The following is an 18,423-nucleotide window of genomic DNA, read 5'->3' as shown; positions in this document are numbered from 1 at the left end:
TAAAATTAAGTTAATAAATAGAGTGTAAAATATGATTTTGAATGCTAATGGTTATTTAAAATGCGAAAATGACTTATATTCGCAATGCTAAAATAAATATTTACCTATATGAAAAAGATTGTCTTATTCTTGACTTTATGCCTTATGGCTTTTCCTGTAAAAGCAGATGAAGGAATGTGGTTCTTGATGTTCATCGAAAGATTAAACCATAGAGATATGGAAAAAATGGGCTTGCAATTGACAGCCGAAGAAATTTACAGTATCAACCACCACAGTTTGAAAGATGCTATCGTACAGTTCAACGGGGGATGTACTGCCGAAATTGTTTCGAAACAAGGACTAGTTTTAACCAATCACCACTGCGGGTATGATGCGATTGCAGAATTGTCAACAGAACAAAACAACTATTTGAAAAATGGATTTTGGGCGAAAGACAAAAGTCAAGAAATGAAGCCAAAATCGTTGTTCGTTCGTTTCTTTGTGCGTATGGATGATGTTTCTAAACGTATTTTGTCTAAAGTAAATGATAAAATGACAGAAGCTGAACGCAACAAAGCGATTCAACAAGAAATGGCTTTGATTGAAAAAGAAAACAGTGAAGGTGGAAAATATACCGTTTCTGTTCGTCCATTTTTTCAAGGAAATGAGTACTACTATTTTGTGTACCAAGATTACAAAGACGTTCGTTTGGTAGGAACTCCAACAGAGAGTTTAGGAAAATTTGGTGGAGACACAGACAACTGGGAATGGCCACGTCACACAGCCGATTTTTCTATGTTTAGAGTGTATGCTGGCAAAGACGGAAATCCAGCAGAATATTCTCCTGAGAATGTGCCATTGCAACCAAAACATTATTTGCCAATAAGCTTAAAAGGTGTGCAAGAGAGCGATTATGCAATGATTTTAGGGTATCCTGGTCGTACCAACAGATGGATGCCTGCTAATGGAATTGAGCAAAACGTGAAGTATGCTTATCCTGCTTGGGTAGAAGGTGCCAAAACAGGAATGGACAATATGAAAAAGTTTATGACTAAAGATGCTACGGTAAACTTACAATACGCTTCTAAATATGCTTCTACGGCTAATTATTGGAAAAACCGTCAAGGGATGATTGATGCTTTGACCAAAGCTAAAACGGCTCAAACCAAAACGAAAGAAGAAGCTAAATTTAACGTTTGGGCTAACAAAGCTGAAAACAAAGCCAAATATGGTGATGTAATTACAACTATCAATAATTATTACACTCAAACCAACTTAAAAGCGCGTCACGATAATTATTTGACACAATTATTGCGTACTGCGACTTACGGAACTTTGCCTGCTAATTTAGGAAATGGTTTAATCGCTTATGCTAAAGAAAATGAAGCAAAGAGAGCTGAAATGTTACCAAGATTAACAGCAGCAATTGATGGCGCTTACGGAAGTTTGTACGCACCTCTTGAAAAAGAAGTGTTGACAGCACAATTGAATTTGTATGCTGCAAAAGCGGCTGAATATGGTTTGGCACCAAAAGTGACTGAAATGAAAGCGGCGAATAATGGTGATTTTACCAATGATGTACACAAGGCGGTAACTTCTAGTATTTTTACTTCAAAAGATGCAGTGCTTGCGTTTTTGAAAGAGCCTAAAGTTGAAACTATTACTAACGACCCTTTGTATGTTATTTCTAATGATTTGGTGACCAAAATCAGAGCGAAATCGCCAGAACAAGCCAAAGCTGATGATGATTTTGCTATCGCTTTCCGCAAATTAGTTGAAGGTTTGAGAGAATCAAAATTGAATACGATTCAGTATCCAGATGCGAATTCTACTTTGCGTTTGACTTACGGAAAAGTTCGCTCTTTGCCTGCTGACAAACGTAACGACGCTAAAATTAACAATTACACAACTATGACAGGAATGGTAAACAAATACAAAGCGGGTGACGCTGAGTTTGATTTGCCTTCTCGTTTGTTAGAATTGAACAAATCCAATGATTTTGGTCAGTATGCGGATAAAGCAGGATATATGCCAGTAAACTTCTTGACAGATAATGATATTACTGGTGGAAACTCAGGTTCTCCAGTTCTGAACGGAAAAGGAGAGTTGATTGGTGTTGCTTTTGACGGTAACATTGAAGCAATGGCAGGTGATGTTATTTTTGATAAAAAATTACAAAGAACGATCAATTTAGATATTCGTTTTGTGCTTTGGATTATTGATAAATATGCTGGAGCTCAAAATATTATTGATGAAATGACGATTGTAAAATAGTTCAAAATAAAATTGAAGGCAAGAAAGAATGTTGTGGCTCTTTAGCCCCGATAGTAGTGAAAATCCTCTAGACTCGTGACCAAACGAGGCTAGAGATTGTAGCGGATAGCGGGACGATGACAACCAGAATGCCTATTTTTTCTGCTCCTAAAAACTTTAATAGATAAGACCGTCTTGATTAATTTCGAGGCGGTTTTGTTTTTGTGGATAGGTGTCAAACAAGAAGTCTAAAGTGTGCGGAATGACATTGGCTTCGATTTTGGGGTAATTCATAGGCAAGGTGAGCCAATTTTCTATAATCAAATCGAAATCTTGACCGACTTCGTAAATAATGGGAATACCCATTTTTTTTAAAGCGGCAGCGTTGCATTCTTGCTCGTAATGTTTTCGAATGGGGATGGAAAGTATTTTTTTGCGAAGGTACAATGCCTCGGAAGGTGTTTCAAATCCGCCGCCAGTGATGATGCCTTGGCATTTGATTACACTTTTGTTGAACAGCGCTTGGTCTACAGGATAATAAGTGATGTTTTTGATTTTGTGTTTTGTTTTGATATCGCTCAAAAACCAGTGAAAGTGCTCGTTGGGTAATTTATTGAAGGCTTTTTCTAAACACTCTTTTTGAAAAGAAGGAAGATAAACGGTAATGTGTCCGCCATTTTTAGGGTCTGCGTGTAAGATTTCGTCTTTGATGATGGGTGGCAAAATGAAATTATCGTAGCGCTCAAAATGCAATCCTATGTTTTGTGGAGCGGGAGCATAATGTTTGAAAATTAATTCACCGATGACATCTTTTCTTTCGGGTCGAGGAGTTAGTTTTGAGGTAAAACTGGCTTGATGACCAAAGGATACGGAATGTTTTTTTTGTAGTTTGCAGGCAAGTGAGGTAATGGAATCAAAATCATTGATGATCACATCGTATTGGTCTAATGGTAGCGAACGGGCATCTTTGTAGATTTGGTTGGGCTTTACTTTTTTGGCAATATTCCAATAATCTAATCCGCCGCATTGACTGTAATGAAGACTTAATCCATTGCTTCGGTATTTGATAGGAATACTTGGATTTAAGGAAGCATAAGTGCCGCTTAAGAGAAAGTCAACTTCGCCATATTTTTGTAGATAAGGGTACAGTTGAATGGCTCTGCTAATGTGTCCGTTTCCTGTGGCTTGGATGGCGTAGAATATTTTCATTTTACAGATTAGGATAAGATTTTGACCACAATATCGTTCTTGGTTTTTTCTTCGGAGGTGTCGGTATCTTTGTAATGTTCTTTAAGGTATTGGTAGATACTCCATTTTCCTTTTTTGTATTCCAAAGCGGTTAGATTCTCGACCCAATCACCACTGTTGAGATAAGTGACTTGTCCGTGCTCATTTTCGATGGTTTTCATTTGAGGTTTATGGATATGGCCACAGACCACGAAGCTGTAGCCTTTTTCTATGGCGATTTCGGCAGCAGTGGTTTCGAAATTACTGATAAAAGCAACGGCTTTTTTTACACTATCTTTGATGTTTTTGGAGTAGCTTCTTTTTTCTTTACCCAATAATTCGCGAAACCAATTGATGCAACTGTTGATTAGAATCAATAAATCATAGCCTTTGCCACCCAATTTTGCGAGAATTTTGGCATAGCCTCTGGTGGAAGAATCAAATACATCGCCGTGAAAGAACCACGTTTTTTTGCCATCTATTTCTAAAATTAATTTGTCGACCAACTCAAAATTTCCCAAAACAAAATCTGAATATTTACGAAGGGCTTCATCGTGATTTCCGGTGATGTAGATGACTCTCGTACCTAAATTGGAGAGTTTTATGATTTGTCGTAAAACATTCATATGCGCCACAGGAAAGTAACTTTTGCTGAAATTCCACATATCGATAATATCACCATTGAGAATTAAGATTTGTGGTTGAATGGATTTGAGGTATTGTAGTAATTCTTTGGCTTGGCAACCATACGTGCCCAAATGCACATCACTAATTACGACTAGAGGAATTTTTCGTTTACTTTTCATATAAAGTTTTTACGAAAATAAGATGGTAGTGTTAGGGGAATGTGATTTTAGTATTATTTATATATAAAAAAAGTTTCATTCTGCAAAAAAAACAGCAACTATATAAATTTAAGTTGCTGTTCTAATTATCAGTTGAAAGATGTTTATGCCAAACTATCCAGATTGTTCTATTTTTTTTTGAATACTTTATTCAATAACTCCAAAGTGACAAAATACTTTGAAATATTAAAAAGGCGAGTTTGTAGTATATGTTCTATTTTGTGCTAAACAAAGAGTGTATAACCCACGCTGGTCCTATTAAAAGGAATTGCAAGTCCTTGATAAAGGATGGTTTTTTACCTTCAATTTTATGGCCATAGAACTGTCCAATCCATCCAGCTGTAAAAACAATTATAGAAAACCAAACCAACGAGACATGTTGGGATATAAAATAATTACCTACAAGACAGATAGAAGTAAATAAAGTCATCTTTATACCCATTACTAAGGAGAGTCTAAAATAAAACAATAAAACCAGTAGTAATACAATAAAAGCCCAATTTGCTAGCACCGGATTTATAGATGCCAGTGGTGATAAAACGTTACTCGGTATACTCATGAATAAGCCTACTACCGAAAAAAAGATCAAAGGAACACAAATATAATGTATTTGTTTATTAGTCATGTTTTTATGGCTTACGCTGTATTCTTCAAACCATTCTGTTAATGTTTTCATTTTGTTTACAATTAAAGATATTGTTGCTAAAATAATAAAAAATAAATTATTTAATAATTTATTTTATAATATATTGATTTATTGTTTTTTTTTTAATAGATAATACTTTCATAAAATACAAATGAACTCATATTTTTCATTAGATATCTATTTCAATTGAATTTTTCTTCAAAACCAAGAACTTTTTTTACGAGTGTATATTTTTATTGTTCTTTTGTGTTTATTCGAACCCCTTTCGTGTGATTGTTGAATTCTGGTGCATACATACTTTCAATAGTGCTGATTCCGTTAGAGAAGTCACCTTGATTATTTACTCGAATATCGTATTCTAAGACATAAGTACCTTTGTTAATATAGTCGAAAAAGAAGTGCGTAGCAGTGTCTTTTGTACTCATATAATAACCTAGTCCGCCTTTGTATTGGTATTCCGAAAGTACATTTATAGGTTCAAAACAAGCAGCACGCATATCTTTTAAATGAACAAATTCCATATCTTCTTTTGAAGAAATGATTAATTGGATGGTTACTAAATCGCCAATTTTTAAACTATTTTTAGTGGTAACTTTTTGTAATTCTTCTCCTGAAAGTGTATTTTTCTTCAGATATAATTCTTTAGCTATAGATAAAACCGTTTCTGAATTGGTTTTAATTTTGTCTAAGTCCTCAAAGTACTGCCAATACACACCTCCAAATCCAGGAACTTTTGATTTGTTTTGTATAGTAATGTGGGCCATTTCTTTATTGATTTCATCGGCTTTCCAATTGAGTTTGATATATCCAGTTTCGGCTTCTTTTTCGTTTTCGGATATTTTTTTGGTAAGGATTTTTTCCTCTCCAATTTTTAAGATTGTATTGTCTTTAACACTTGACCAATCGTTTCCTTTTAGTAATAGGGCATAAATAGCTTCGGTTGTGGATTTTGTTGTGGGCCAGTTTTTGGTTTGTTTATTTTTCAGTAACCAAACTTTCATAGCATCCACCGATTTTGTATCGTCTAAAACTTCTGTAAAGGCTTCAATCAATAGCGCCTGAGTTTCTATAGGAGCTTGATGCCAATACCAGCCTGCTTTGTTAGCAATCCAATACATCCCCCAATCTTCATTATTGGAAGCGGTTTCTTTTAGACTTTCTAGAATTTTTTTAGCGGATTCTTTTTCTCCAAATCGGTGTAAAGTCAAGGCGGCTAATCCTTTTTCATATAAAGAGTAACCCAACCAATCTGTTTTGGCGGTTTCAAGATACCTTTTTGTGGTTTTTGTTAAAGTATCTGAAAGGGGATAATCTTTCAAGTAAAAACTACGGGTATAGAGATAATGCAAATCAGAATTGGGGTTCAACCAAATTAATTTGTCTGTTGCTTTCTCGTTTTGGGTTCTGATTTTATGATATTCTAAAAATTTACTGTCAATAAACGGAATGCCTTTTTCGGAAATTGCATCTATTTTTTCAATAGTCGCATCATCAGCATTTAATTTTGCCAAATGTCCTAATCCAGCCAAAATATGTCGCGTTATGTATTCACTTTCATTGCCACCGTCAAACCAAGCAAATCCTCCTGAAGGGGTCTGTTTTTGTTTTAGTTTATTGAATGTAGTTTCTTGCGAGGTCTTCATTTTTTCTAAATCGAAAAGCAAGGCGAGATGCTTCTTTTTTTCTTCTTCGTTTTGAGCATCATTTAACCAAGGTGTTTCGGCCAAAATCATCGATTTGAGTTCTTCGTTTTCTTCAAGTTTTGAATTTAACTTTCCGTTTTTTCTCCAAGCTTCAAAAAGAGTAGCAATTTTCGGATTACTAGAAATGATTTCTGAAGCCAAGGCATTAGAATAAAAACGCGCAAAAGTTTGTTCGGCACATTCGTGTTCATATTCCATCAAATGCGGCAAGGATTGAATGGCTAGCCAAGTAGGGTTTGAGGTATATTCTAAAACAAATTGATGGTTTCGTAAAGTAGTCGAAGTATTGTTTTTTAGGTTTTCAAAACTGTATTCTTTTTTTGAATTTTCTCGTACCCAAATAGGAATACTTTCGGTTACCAGCATTGAATTGCTCAAAACAGGGAGGATATTTTCTTCTCCATCTGAGAAATTACCTGCTTTTGCCAAGATTTTATATTGAACACCTTGCATCCCTTCAGGAATATAGATTTTCCAACTCACAAGGCTGTTCCCAAAAGGAGCAATCTTGAAACTTTTAACCGTTTTAGTATTTGTTGTTTTAGCATCAATAGATTGCATAGTAGTGGCATCAAAAAGTTGCAAAAGGGCCATACCATTTTTGGTTTCATTAGTCATATTACTAACTTTTGCAGTAATGACAATTGAATCTTTTTCTCTAAAGAAGCGAGGGAAATTGGGTATAACCATCAGTTCTTTTTGTGTAATTACACTTTGTTCTAAATAACCTGAGACGGCTTCTTTGTTGTGCGCCAATAGACGAAGTTTCCAAGCGGTCAAAGCTTCTGGTGAAGTAAAATTGAAGTTCACTTTGCCTTTGGCATCGGTTCTTAGATTGGGGAAAAAGAATGCGGTTTCTGATAGATTTTTTCTTGCTTTTACTTGGGTCAAAGCTTCGAGGGATTTTTTGGTTATTACGATAATAACACCATTTTTGCCCTTACTGCCGTATAAAGCAGTGGCTGAGGCATCTTTTATAACATCGATGGAAAGAATGTCTGATGAATTTATATTTTTAAGAGCTTCTTCAGAGGCAATTTCTCCGTCAATGACATATAATGATGTTGCTCCGCTTATGGATGCATTACCTCTAATCATTATTTTGTCTGATCCTCCAGCTGCTCCAGAAATACTAACACCGCTAACCTTTCCTGAAAGCATTGTAATTGCCGCTGTTATAGATGCTTTTTTCTTAATGCCATATCCAATAACTACAACTTCTTGTAAAGAATTGGCATCTTCATGTAAAACCACATCTATATTTTTAAATACATCTACAATTTTCGTTTCACTTTTAAATCCAATATAAGTGAATATTAATTCTTCGCCACTAGCAACATCAATTTCATAATATCCATCGAAATCTGTTTGAGTTCCTCGTGTAGTTCCTTTTACAGTTACAGCAACACCGGGTAATACCGCTGATTTAGAATCATAAACATACCCATAAATTAATTTAGCATTTGCTGGTTTTTTAGCCTTTTTGGTTAATTGCTTTTTATATTCTAATTCATAGAATTTGGGATTTGTTTGATTAAAATCAAATCCAAACCACATCAATTTGGTATCTTCATTGTTTAGTCGAATTTGTGTTCCACTTGTATTTAAATTACTGATATAAGTACTGGTTTTTTCAAACCCCAAATTGGTTTTGAAATTGGTTCCATTGTTCGTATACTCATAAAAGTTTAGTGCTCCCCATTCCGTTTTGGTAAATTGGTCTAAGGAACTGTCATACATCGAGACTAAAACTTCTGCTTCTTTTTTAGTATCAATTGCGTTCAATTTAAACGACCAATTTTCGTTACTTCCAGGCTGGATTTTATTTCTAAAACTTTCTACATTCCAATCAAGTTTAGGAGCAATTGTTTTTAGAACTATAGTAAGATTATCTGTAAAATTTTCATTTTCAAAAATACTTTGAAAACCAATATCGATACTGTTTTCAAATTCTTTTTTTAATGGAATTTTGACAGTAATTTGATTGTTTTGCAAATATGAAGTTTTTTCAAAAAAGGATTGTCTGTTATAACTGGCAGTAGTTGAAATATAAAGCTCTGGAACTATAGAAGTTAGTTTTATTACTACAAAACCATCTTTTTTTGGGTCATCATTAACTTGTTGTGCAGTAAATAATTTGCTTGGATTTAGTTTGACTTTGCTTTGTGTTATTTGAAAATTTGAAGTTGTTTCAATTGCATTGTCAAAACTGTCTTTTGCAGAAAATACAACTTTATAATTTCCAGATTGATAATCGGATATAAAATCTAAAGCAAGATTTTTGTCTTTTTCGGTATCTACATTTTTAGAAAAGACTAATTTTTCAGCAGGCTTTTCGGAAGTTTTAGAAAAGTTTATTTCATAAGGAAATAATTTTTCAAAATCAGTATCCGAAATAGTACTGATTTCAGGTTGTTGAAAAACTCTGGATTTGAATTTGTTTGGAAATGGACTTACAAAATACAATTTGATTTCTCCTTTTATGGCTTTGAATTCTCCATTCAAATTAGTACTGTTCAGAGTGATTTCATTTTTGTTTTTTGTCTCAATACTATTTGGAATAAGAGCATTTAGTACCAAATCGTGGTAACCCACTTTGATAGTGGTTACCGCTGTATGCGTCTCTCCATTGCTATCCGTAACGCTTGAGTTTATTCTATAATTGAAAACAGGAAGCTGTTCCTTGTTTGCATTTTTAGACGGTTGCGCAATGAAATTAATCACAAATTTTCCAGAGGCATCCGTTTTGGTTTCACTGCTTACTAAAGTTTCTTCTGGTTCATTATTGTAGTAATTTCGAAAAGAGTTCGTAAAACGTGTTATTGTGTATGTAACTTTAGCATCCGAAATAGCGCTTCCAGCAAATGCTTTGGCTGTTCCTTTTACTGAAACAGTTTGATTGACTTGAAAACTTTCTTTTTTAGATTCAAAAGTCACTTCGAACTTAGGACGTTTGTATTCTTCTACTTTAAAAGATATTTCTGAGTTTTCAAAATCTACGTTATCCCAAAACGGATGTTCGTCTTTTATTTTATTATAAGAAACATCTTTTTCATAATCATCAGGTTTTTCGGCTTCAATTCTAAAATCACCGGTTAAACCAGTTTTTGGCAAAACAAACTCGCCATAGAATGAACCAAATTCATTAGTGGTGACATTAAATTCTTTGAAATCTGAATTATTAGGGTCTTCAATTATTATTTTAAACGTAGTGTAAGGAATTATACTCGATTTGTTGTTCTTTTTTTGAAAAGCAATTCCTTTGTAATAAACCGTTTGTCCTGGACGATAAATAGCTCGGTCTAAGTAGAATTCTACTTTACTTTTAAAGTCTTCCTCTTCGTCTTCTTCAGAATATTCATAAGCATTAGGAAGATAGTTTTTGTTGATTTGAATGGTGTCTTTGTCAGTCGTTAAGTCAATAGGGTAATAATTGTAGTAGTTGTTATTATCCTCTTTTTTTCGTTCGTATTTGGCTAAGCCTTCATTATTGGTTTTGATATCGAAGTATTTTGATTTTAACGAAACATTCTCCATTGGTTTCCCCGTTTTTCTATCCAAAATCGTGTAGTATTCTGTGTTTTCTTTTGTATTTGCTAAGACTGAAATATTCGATACTGTGATGGTTTCGTAGCCATAACCTTTTTTGTCTTTTGAGTTGGTGTGACTTTCAAAATAAACCAAATAACTACCTGTTTCAAGTTGTGGCAAAAGGACTTCGGTGGTGTATTCAAAATAATCTTTTTTGTCAACAAGTTCGTAGCTTTTTGTTATTAATGGTTTTTTATTAGTTACAATTTGGGTAGCCAGACTGTCACGTTTTTGTGGTGTATTATTGAATTCGAAAATTTTGCTGTAATTTATTTTAAAAATAGAAATCGTTAAATTGTTTGTGTTTTTATATCGAATAAAAGCTCTAGAGTTTTCTTTATTATAAATGTATTTTTGAAGTTCAACCTGAATGGTTTTTGAATCCAGTTTTTCTTTTTTTTGAATCGCCAGTTTGTAGGTGTTCGAATTATTGTTTGTTGTCAAAACACGTTCTAATTCAGAAATCGCTTTGGTGTTGTAATCAGGATGAAGTTCTTTGGAAGCTAATTCGGCGTAAACAGTTGCTTTTTCTAATCGAATTTTTTGTAGTTGAATTGTTCCTTTTGCTTCTTTTTCCAAATTAATTAGAGCATTTAATAACGCTTCATCTGATTTTATGAGGAATTGTGAACAAAACAAAATTCGTCCTAATTGGTTTTCAAAAACAGGAGCTTCAGTTTCCAGTTTTTGATATAAAGAAAGTATTTTTTTTAGTTTTTCATCTTTAATAAAATCGAGATTTAAATTTAAAAAGATATCAGTACTGCCCAAAAGAGTGTTTTTTTGGGTTTCATATTCTTTGGGTTGAAACTGCCATTCATTTATTTTTGATTTATAAAAAGCAATGTTTTCTTTTAGTAAATAATCAAACAGATTTTCTTTTTTGAATTTTTCTAAAGTAAAAAAATCAAATATAGGTTCGTAATTGGTTAAAGGTGTAGTTTTTAAAATAGCTTCATTTTCTAAAGTTCTTCCAAATATTTTGACAATGTCCTCTGAAGTTTTAAATCCAGTAACTGTTGAACTGTCAATGGTTACTTCACTATTTTCATCTGCGATTTCAGAGGTATCTGTAACTGCGACTGCAATATTTTCATACTCTCCTTTGTAATCGCTCAAACATTTTGCATAAATTAAATTCAAAATAGCTTTAGATGGTATAGAAGCCTGGTTGATTTCTTTCTTTAAATTGAGAATAATTTTTTTTTGTGCATTTTCGTCGACTACTTGCAAATATTTAGATTCGTAAAAAAAGCACTTGATAATTTGTACTTCATTTTTATCAGAAATTGCTTTTTTGTGTATTTTGTTGACAATAGTATTTGCTGATTTCAATTTTCCTTGATTCTCAAATTGAATTACTTTTTGCCAGTTTTTATCATAATCTTGTGCAAATAGCGCACTTGAGAGCAATAAAAGTAGATAACATATGTTTTTCATAAGTGTGTTTTTGTATAAAGAGTGTTTTTTGATTGAAAAGGTTGGGAGATTACTAAAAGTATTTCGTATAAATTACTTTTTTTTATTTAAAGTAAAACGAAACTTACTGCATTTTCTTATTTTTGAAGAATGAAAAAATCAGTACTGTTTTTTATTCTATTTCCTCTTTTTATGGTTGCACAATCTAATTTCGAGACAGCCGAAAAGTTATTTGAAACCGGAAAGTACGCACAAGCAGTTCCTTTGTTTGAGTCGGTATTGAAAACAAACCCAAATGATTTGAAAGCGTTAGAATGTCTTGGCGATATCGCAGGGAAACAAAAGCAATGGGATAAAGCGTTGGGGTATTACAATAAGTTGAAAAAAGTAAAACCCAATGAAGCCGACTATCATTACAAATGCGGTGGAGTTATGGGGATGAAAGCCAAAGAGGTGAATAAATTCAAGGCTTTGGGGATGATTGGTGATATCCGTTCATCTTTTGAAAAAGCGATAACTCTAGAGCCTAAACACATTGATGCGAGATGGGCACTCATTGAACTCAATTTGCAATTGCCTGGAATAGTTGGTGGTAGTCAATCCAAAGCGATACAATATTCTAATGAATTATTGAAAATTTCTCCTGTGGATGGTTATTTGTCTCGTGGGCATATTGAGGAATATTTCGATCGCTACTCGGCTGCTGAAATTCAATATAAAAAAGCGCACGAAATTGGCAATTCAAAAGTCACTTTTCAAAAATTATATCAATTATATTTGAAAAAATTAAACAACCCTAAGAAAGCGCAAGAACTAAAAGTGCAATTCGAAAAAAATTAATCAAATTTCAATTGAAATTTGGAACTTATAAATCTGGAATTTACTATGAAAACTCATTTTATAGCTATTGGAGGAAGTGCAATGCACAATTTGGCCTTGGCTCTACACAACAAAGGATATCAAGTAACGGGTAGCGACGATGCTATTTTCGAACCTTCAAAGTCTCGATTAGAGAAAAAAGGAATTTTGCCTGCGGAACTAGGTTGGTTTCCTGAAAAAATTACTGCTGATATTGAAGCCGTGATTCTAGGAATGCACGCTAAAGCTGATAATCCAGAATTAGTAAAAGCTCAAGAATTAGGATTGAAAATTTATTCTTACCCTGAGTTTTTATACGAACAATCCAAAAACAAAACTCGTGTGGTAATAGGTGGGTCACACGGAAAAACTACGATTACCTCAATGATTTTGCACGTTATGCACTATCATAACATAGCAGTAGATTATATGGTGGGTGCTCAATTGGAAGGCTTTGATACTATGGTGCATCTTACAGAAGAAAATGATTTTATGGTTTTGGAAGGAGATGAGTATTTGTCTTCTCCAATTGACAGAAGACCCAAATTTCATTTGTATCAACCTAATATTGCTTTGATTTCAGGGATTGCTTGGGATCACATCAATGTTTTTCCTACGTATGAGAATTATGTTAATCAATTCGAGATTTTTATTGACAAAATCACCAATGGCGGAATTTTAGTGTATAATGCTGAAGATGCTGAAGTAAAAAGAGTGGCCGAATCAGCTACGAATCCTATTCGTAAAATGGCGTATACCACTCCAAACTATGAAGTAAAAGATGGAGTAACACTTTTAGAAACGCCAGAGGGTCCTATGCCAATTGAGGTTTTTGGTGCGCATAATTTGAACAATCTTGCGGGTGCCAAATGGATTTGTCAAAATATGGGCGTAGATGAAGCTGATTTTTATGAAGCGATTGCTAGTTTTAAAGGAGCTTCGAAACGATTAGAGAAAATAGCCGAAGGTAAAGAGAAAGTGGCTTACAAAGATTTTGCGCATTCGCCAAGTAAAGTGGCTGCAACTACAAAAGCAGTAAAAGAACAATATCCTGATCGTACTTTGGTAGCTTGTCTGGAATTACACACCTACAGTAGTCTGAATGCTGAATTCTTAAAAGAATATGAAGGAGCACTTGAATATGCGGATGTTGCCGTGGTTTTCTATTCTCCTGATGCTGTAAAAATTAAACAACTCGAAGAAGTGACCTATGAACAAATAGCCAAAGCTTTCAATAGAGAAGACTTAATTATTTATACTAATCCAGCCGAATTCAAGACTTTTTTGTTTAATCAAAATTTAGAGAATTCTGCACTATTGCTAATGAGTTCCGGTAATTACGGCGGATTGAATTTTGATGAGGTTAAAAATATAATTAAATAGTTTTTTACTATGAAAGAGCAAGTTACGATTGTAAAAACAACCAGTGAAAATCCTGATTTCTTGAAGCTAATAAAAGCTTTAGACGATAGTCTTTGGGGCACGTATCCTGAGTTGAAAGCTGATTATTGGGGGAATAATAATATTGAATTTAACCCCAATGTGGTATTGGTTTATTATAATGAAGAGGCCGTGGCTTGTTGTTGTTTTAAGAAATACGATCAAAACACTATTGAAATAAAGCGAATGTTTGTAGATCAAGTAATGCGTGGTAAAGGAATAGCGAGTCAAATGTTACAAGAATTAGAGTCTTGGGCAAAAGATTTAGGATATTCTATTTCGGTATTAGAAACCTTACATAAGCAAACGGCTGCAATAGAAATGTATCAAAAAGTTGGGTATAGTATTGTTGAAAATTATCCGCCTTATGAAGGGTTAGCAAATAGTATTTGCATGCGAAAAAACATTTAAAATGTAGCGGTTCATGGTTAGTTTGTGAATTATAGTTTTTTAAATATGACGTGTTAGGTTTTAAAGGGTAGTTACGCTTAATTCTCTGTATTATCAAAACGGAAGAATTTAATGTTTAAGTTGGCTGTTTTTATACTGATAATGTCCCACTATTTTATACTTAAATAAACAGTCTTCTAGTACTTGTCCGTACCCTACATTATGAACAATAAAGGGGCGCAAGCCATCACTTGTTTTCTTGTGAGTTACAATTCCTATATGAGGAAGTTTTCCGTTGATCATCCAACTGACAATATCTCCAGTTTTATAATCCTGAGCTTTATCGGATACCAATAACTTTTTGCCTTTTCTTTCAAAGAATACTTCCAAGTTTGGTACTCTTCTATGGTCAATGTTGGTGTCGGTTTTTTTCATTCCCCATTTCTTGAGATTAGGATACTTTGAAAAATTTGCCTTCATATCCTCATGTACTTCTTTTTGTAGATCAATATTGAGTTTTCTGTAGGCTCTTATTACTACATCCGTACAAACTCCTTTGTTTTTGGGAACATCCCCATTTGGATATTTTATGGAACAATAAGTGGGATCATATTTGACATTCGGATTAATAATTGTTAGCGCAGCTTCCGAAAGTTGTATGGAAAAGGGTTTTGTATTTGGTGTAAAAGCTGGATTTGTAGTAGTAGTGGAAAAATAATTTAGTAGGAAAATTAAATAAATTGCTTTCATTTTTTTACTTTTATTGTATAACGATATTTTTTCAAAACTAGTATAGTGTTCAATTTTAATTATTTACCATTTGGAATCAACTAATTTTCCTATAACCCATTGGTCTGAAGATGACAAACCTCGTGAAAAAATGATGCTCAAAGGTAAAAATGCTTTAAGCGATGCCGAATTAGTAGCTATTTTGATTGGCTCAGGAAGTAGAAATGAATCGGCAGTGGCGCTGAGTAAACGTATTTTAGCTAGTGTCAATAATAATTTGTCTTCTTTAGGAAAACAATCTTTAGCTCAGTTAATGGAATTTAAAGGGATAGGCGAAGCCAAAGCCATTACGATTGCAGCCGCTTTAGAATTAGGCCGACGAAGAAAAGAAGAAAATCCTCTCGAATTGGTAAAAGTGACTTCCAGTAAAGTCATGTATCAAGAAATGTATCCTATTATAGGTGAGTTACCTCATGAGGAATTTTGGGTAGTATATCTTAATAATTCGAATAAGATTATTTTTAAAGCACAACTCAGCAAAGGCGGAATTACTGGGACAATTGTTGATGTGCGATTAGTGTTTAAAATTGCTTTAGAGCAAAATGCCGTAGCTATTGTTTTGGCACATAATCATCCGTCAGGAAAACTGCAGGCCAGTGAAGCTGATATTCAAGTGACTAAAAGAATTAAAAATGCTGGACTACAGTTGGATATTCCTGTTTTAGATCATGTAATTGTCACTGAGCATGGTTATTTTAGCTTTGCTGATGAAGGAATTTTATAATTAGCGCAATTAATAGAGACATTTGTCTTATATTTGCAGACAAATGTCTTTTTTATGGAAGCGATTAAACTAAATTCTCATACAGCTATTAATGTAATGGTTCGTTCGTTTGTTTCAAAGTTAGAACAAACTAGTGGCTACAAAGTCCTAAATAAAAAACTAACGTACAACGATTTTCTAAAAAACAAAATGCTAATTGTTCACGCGATTCGCGAAGGGATTCCTTATGATTTTTTCAAATTGATTCAGGATCAAACCCCTTTTAATGAAGAAGATTGGGCGCTTTTCTTAGGGATATCTACAAAATCTTTGCAGCGTAGTCGTGCCAAAGACAGTTTTGTTTTTAAACCTTTACAGTCCGAAAAAATATTAGAATTAGCTGAAGTAACCACTGTTGGAAGAGCAATTTTTGATTCAGAAGAACAGTTTTACAGTTGGTTAAATCTTCCTTCCTATGCTTTAGGGAATCTAAAACCAATTGAGTTATTGCGAGATTCCTATGGCAAAGAAATGGTCTTGCAAGAAATGATAAAAATAGATCAAGGTATTTTTGTGTAATGGAAGTTTTTCGACTAGCCCGAAAGAAATATCCAATAGAATTATCTGGAAAAGGCGCTTCAATGTGTGGTGCCAGATGGAATTCTAAAGGCACAGAAATTATTTACACAGCAGAAAGTAGAGCGCTTGCTATGGCGGAAGTTGTAGTACATTTGTCCTTAGCTACTTTGCCAAGTGATTTTGTGATGTTAACCATTTCTATTCCTGATACTATTGAGGTTTTAGAAGTCAAAATGGCCGATTTACAATCGGATTGGAATGTGTTTCCATCTTCATTTCATACCGCTGTAATTGGAGATCGTTTTATTCAACAAAATGATTTTGCTATACTGAAAGTGCCTTCGGCTGTGGTTAAAGGAGATTTCAATTTTTTAATCAATCCGTTTCATCAGGATTTTAAGCAAATTCAAATCATAGATCAAGTTGATTTTCCTTTTGATAAACGAATATTCAAATAAATAGTATGCTTTTAGAAAATATAACCGATGTCTTTTTTGATTTAGATCATACCCTTTGGGATTTTGATAAGAATTCTGAAATGGCTTTTGATGCCATCTTCAAAAAAAAACACCCAGATGTGGATACGACCTTATTTATAGAAAAATATATTCCTATTAATCAAGCCTGTTGGAAATTGTATCAAAATGATCAAATTTCGCATGATCAATTGCGTTATGATCGCTTGAAATTGTCATTTGATACCTTGGGATATGCTATCTCTGACGTAGCAATTCATCAAATGGCAATTGACTATATTGAGTTGTTGCCTGAAAATAACTTTCTATTCGAAGGAACTATCGATATTTTAGAATACTTGCATAAAAAATACACCTTGCATATTATTACCAATGGCTTTGCTGATGTTCAAGATAAAAAAGTTAGAAATTCTAATTTAGAAATTTATTTTAAAACCATCACAAATTCAGAAATGGCAGGAGTTAAGAAGCCGAATCCTATTATTTTTGAACACGCACTCGAAGTGGCTAATACCAAAAAGGAGCAGAGTGTAATGATTGGCGATTGTCTCGATGCAGATGTAAATGGGGCGATAAATGCGGGTTTAACTGCTATATTTTTCAACCCAAATCAAGTTCCTGTAGAGCTCGAAATCAAACAAGTAAAACATTTACTAGAGTTAAAGAATTTCTTGTAACTTTAAACCAATTAGAAAGAGGCCTTTTCCTCTGTTTTTTACTTTAAAATAATGATAATGAAAGTACGTTTTTTATTCTTTTTCGCCCTTTTGACTAGTTTTTCATTCGCTCAGTCGATTAATGATTTTAAAGCGGTTATTGTTCCTTTGAAATTTGATTTTCAAAAAAATAAGAACGAATACCGTGTTTCTACACTAACGAAGCATAATTTGGCTAAAGCTGGTTTTGAAGCCTTTTATACAGAGGAGCCTAATCCTTACGACAAATGCAGTTTGTTATACATTGATGTTATTAATGTAAAAGCCTTTTTGGCTACCAAAATGTATTTTGTATTGAAAGATTGTAATGGAAAAGAAATATTTAAATCAACTACGGGCTATACCAAAGAAAAAGACTATCAGTTGGCGTATACTGAGGTTATAAACGAAGCTTTTAATTCGTTGTACGCAATGCATTACAAATACACTCCAGGAGCAATACCGGTAGTTACAACAGCTCCAAGCGCGGTTTTCACTCCAAATCCAGTTCCAGTTGCGTCCAATGTTGATACACCAGTTAGCGCTGTAGTAGCAACTAACGTAGTAGCTAATACTGCGGTTTATTATGCACAGCCTACACCCAATGGCTATCAATTAGTAGATACAACTCCAAAAGTTGTTATGAAATTGTACAAAACTTCAAAAAGCGATTACTTCACGGCTGTTAGAGACGGAGTTCAAGGTGCTTTACTTTTAAAAGACAACGAGTGGTATTTTGAGTATTATCAAAATGAACAATTACTATCTGAAAAAATAGCGATTAAGTTTTAGTTAGTTTAGAATAGCAACCGAACAAATAAAAAAACGAG

The 18,423-nt window shown here is 33.7% G+C and carries 14 protein-coding genes; 9 read left to right on the top strand and 5 right to left on the bottom strand.

The annotated features are described in order from the left end of the window. Positions 1 to 108 precede the first annotated feature (108 nt). Positions 109 to 2,253, top strand: a complete 2,145-nt coding sequence (locus WFZ86_RS02540; protein ID WP_342690463.1) for a S46 family peptidase — start codon at positions 109 to 111, stop codon at positions 2,251 to 2,253. 156 nt (positions 2,254 to 2,409) lie between these two features. Here the strand turns inward: WFZ86_RS02540 and WFZ86_RS02535 are convergent, their stop codons facing one another. The 4 genes from WFZ86_RS02535 to WFZ86_RS02520 all read right to left on the bottom strand — a co-directional run bounded on the left by WFZ86_RS02535 (position 2,410) and on the right by WFZ86_RS02520 (position 11,684). After that, positions 2,410 to 3,441, bottom strand: coding sequence for a glycosyltransferase family protein (locus tag WFZ86_RS02535; RefSeq protein WP_342690462.1), 1,032 nt, complete (start codon positions 3,439 to 3,441; stop codon positions 2,410 to 2,412). 8 nt (positions 3,442 to 3,449) lie between these two features. Continuing rightward, entirely contained in the window at positions 3,450 to 4,265 is an 816-nt protein-coding gene (locus tag WFZ86_RS02530; RefSeq protein ID WP_342690461.1) for a UDP-2,3-diacylglucosamine diphosphatase, read from the bottom strand. A 253-nt stretch (positions 4,266 to 4,518) separates the two neighbouring features. Then, the gene (locus WFZ86_RS02525) at positions 4,519 to 4,980 is read right to left on the bottom strand and encodes an Mpo1 family 2-hydroxy fatty acid dioxygenase (protein ID WP_342690460.1); all 462 of its coding nucleotides are present in this window, start codon (positions 4,978 to 4,980) and stop codon (positions 4,519 to 4,521) included. Between the two features lie 203 nt (positions 4,981 to 5,183). Further along, positions 5,184 to 11,684: an alpha-2-macroglobulin family protein gene (locus tag WFZ86_RS02520; RefSeq protein WP_342690459.1), complete on the bottom strand. Its 6,501-nt coding sequence runs from the start codon at positions 11,682 to 11,684 to the stop codon at positions 5,184 to 5,186. Between the two features lie 129 nt (positions 11,685 to 11,813). Here WFZ86_RS02520 and WFZ86_RS02515 point away from each other — a divergent pair, with 129 nt between their 5' ends. The 3 genes from WFZ86_RS02515 to WFZ86_RS02505 are packed head-to-tail and all read left to right on the top strand — an operon-like array spanning position 11,814 to position 14,372. Further along, the gene (locus tag WFZ86_RS02515; protein WP_342690458.1) at positions 11,814 to 12,503 is read left to right on the top strand and encodes a tetratricopeptide repeat protein; all 690 of its coding nucleotides are present in this window, start codon (positions 11,814 to 11,816) and stop codon (positions 12,501 to 12,503) included. 45 nt (positions 12,504 to 12,548) lie between these two features. After that, the gene (locus WFZ86_RS02510; protein WP_342690457.1) at positions 12,549 to 13,904 is read left to right on the top strand and encodes a UDP-N-acetylmuramate--L-alanine ligase; all 1,356 of its coding nucleotides are present in this window, start codon (positions 12,549 to 12,551) and stop codon (positions 13,902 to 13,904) included. A 9-nt stretch (positions 13,905 to 13,913) separates the two neighbouring features. Then, positions 13,914 to 14,372: a GNAT family N-acetyltransferase gene (locus WFZ86_RS02505; protein WP_342690456.1), complete on the top strand. Its 459-nt coding sequence runs from the start codon at positions 13,914 to 13,916 to the stop codon at positions 14,370 to 14,372. A gap of 108 nt (positions 14,373 to 14,480) precedes the next feature. Here the strand turns inward: WFZ86_RS02505 and WFZ86_RS02500 are convergent, their stop codons facing one another. Further along, positions 14,481 to 15,101, bottom strand: coding sequence for a DUF1287 domain-containing protein (locus WFZ86_RS02500; protein WP_342690455.1), 621 nt, complete (start codon positions 15,099 to 15,101; stop codon positions 14,481 to 14,483). A gap of 70 nt (positions 15,102 to 15,171) precedes the next feature. On the opposite strand from WFZ86_RS02500, the gene radC reads away from it, so the two are divergent. Genes radC through WFZ86_RS02475 form a run of 5 tightly spaced genes read left to right on the top strand, consistent with a single transcriptional unit; the run spans position 15,172 to position 18,385 of the window. Next, the gene (radC, locus tag WFZ86_RS02495) at positions 15,172 to 15,864 is read left to right on the top strand and encodes a RadC family protein (RefSeq protein ID WP_342690454.1); all 693 of its coding nucleotides are present in this window, start codon (positions 15,172 to 15,174) and stop codon (positions 15,862 to 15,864) included. Positions 15,865 to 15,918: 54 nt separating this feature from the next. Beyond that, a complete protein-coding gene (gene parS, locus WFZ86_RS02490; protein WP_315172118.1) occupies positions 15,919 to 16,422 on the top strand; it encodes a type II RES/Xre toxin-antitoxin system antitoxin in 504 nt (167 codons plus the stop codon). After that, positions 16,422 to 16,880: an RES family NAD+ phosphorylase gene (locus WFZ86_RS02485; protein WP_342690453.1), complete on the top strand. Its 459-nt coding sequence runs from the start codon at positions 16,422 to 16,424 to the stop codon at positions 16,878 to 16,880. Before parS ends, WFZ86_RS02485 begins: the two co-directional genes overlap by 1 nt. Positions 16,881 to 16,885: 5 nt before the next feature. After that, complete coding sequence (locus WFZ86_RS02480; protein WP_342690452.1) at positions 16,886 to 17,575, top strand: YjjG family noncanonical pyrimidine nucleotidase; 690 nt, start codon at positions 16,886 to 16,888, stop codon at positions 17,573 to 17,575. A gap of 57 nt (positions 17,576 to 17,632) precedes the next feature. Beyond that, entirely contained in the window at positions 17,633 to 18,385 is a 753-nt protein-coding gene (locus tag WFZ86_RS02475; RefSeq protein ID WP_342690451.1) for a hypothetical protein, read from the top strand. Positions 18,386 to 18,423 lie beyond the last annotated feature (38 nt).

Origin of the sequence: Flavobacterium polysaccharolyticum (assembly GCF_038739875.1) — a bacterium.
Taxonomy (GTDB): Bacteria; Bacteroidota; Bacteroidia; order Flavobacteriales; family Flavobacteriaceae; genus Flavobacterium; species Flavobacterium polysaccharolyticum.
This window is presented reverse-complemented; position numbering and strand designations above follow the sequence as displayed.

Coding starts and splice junctions, on each gene's coding strand:
- WFZ86_RS02505 (WP_342690456.1), top strand. CDS start 13,914: ATGAAAGAGCAAGTTACGATTGTAAAAACAACCAGTGAAAATCCTGAT.
- WFZ86_RS02520 (WP_342690459.1), bottom strand. CDS start 11,684: ATGAAAAACATATGTTATCTACTTTTATTGCTCTCAAGTGCGCTATTT.
- parS (WP_315172118.1), top strand. CDS start 15,919: ATGGAAGCGATTAAACTAAATTCTCATACAGCTATTAATGTAATGGTT.
- WFZ86_RS02485 (WP_342690453.1), top strand. CDS start 16,422: ATGGAAGTTTTTCGACTAGCCCGAAAGAAATATCCAATAGAATTATCT.
- WFZ86_RS02540 (WP_342690463.1), top strand. CDS start 109: ATGAAAAAGATTGTCTTATTCTTGACTTTATGCCTTATGGCTTTTCCT.
- WFZ86_RS02510 (WP_342690457.1), top strand. CDS start 12,549: ATGAAAACTCATTTTATAGCTATTGGAGGAAGTGCAATGCACAATTTG.
- WFZ86_RS02480 (WP_342690452.1), top strand. CDS start 16,886: ATGCTTTTAGAAAATATAACCGATGTCTTTTTTGATTTAGATCATACC.
- WFZ86_RS02475 (WP_342690451.1), top strand. CDS start 17,633: ATGAAAGTACGTTTTTTATTCTTTTTCGCCCTTTTGACTAGTTTTTCA.
- WFZ86_RS02535 (WP_342690462.1), bottom strand. CDS start 3,441: ATGAAAATATTCTACGCCATCCAAGCCACAGGAAACGGACACATTAGC.
- WFZ86_RS02515 (WP_342690458.1), top strand. CDS start 11,814: ATGAAAAAATCAGTACTGTTTTTTATTCTATTTCCTCTTTTTATGGTT.
- WFZ86_RS02500 (WP_342690455.1), bottom strand. CDS start 15,101: ATGAAAGCAATTTATTTAATTTTCCTACTAAATTATTTTTCCACTACT.
- WFZ86_RS02530 (WP_342690461.1), bottom strand. CDS start 4,265: ATGAAAAGTAAACGAAAAATTCCTCTAGTCGTAATTAGTGATGTGCAT.
- WFZ86_RS02525 (WP_342690460.1), bottom strand. CDS start 4,980: ATGAAAACATTAACAGAATGGTTTGAAGAATACAGCGTAAGCCATAAA.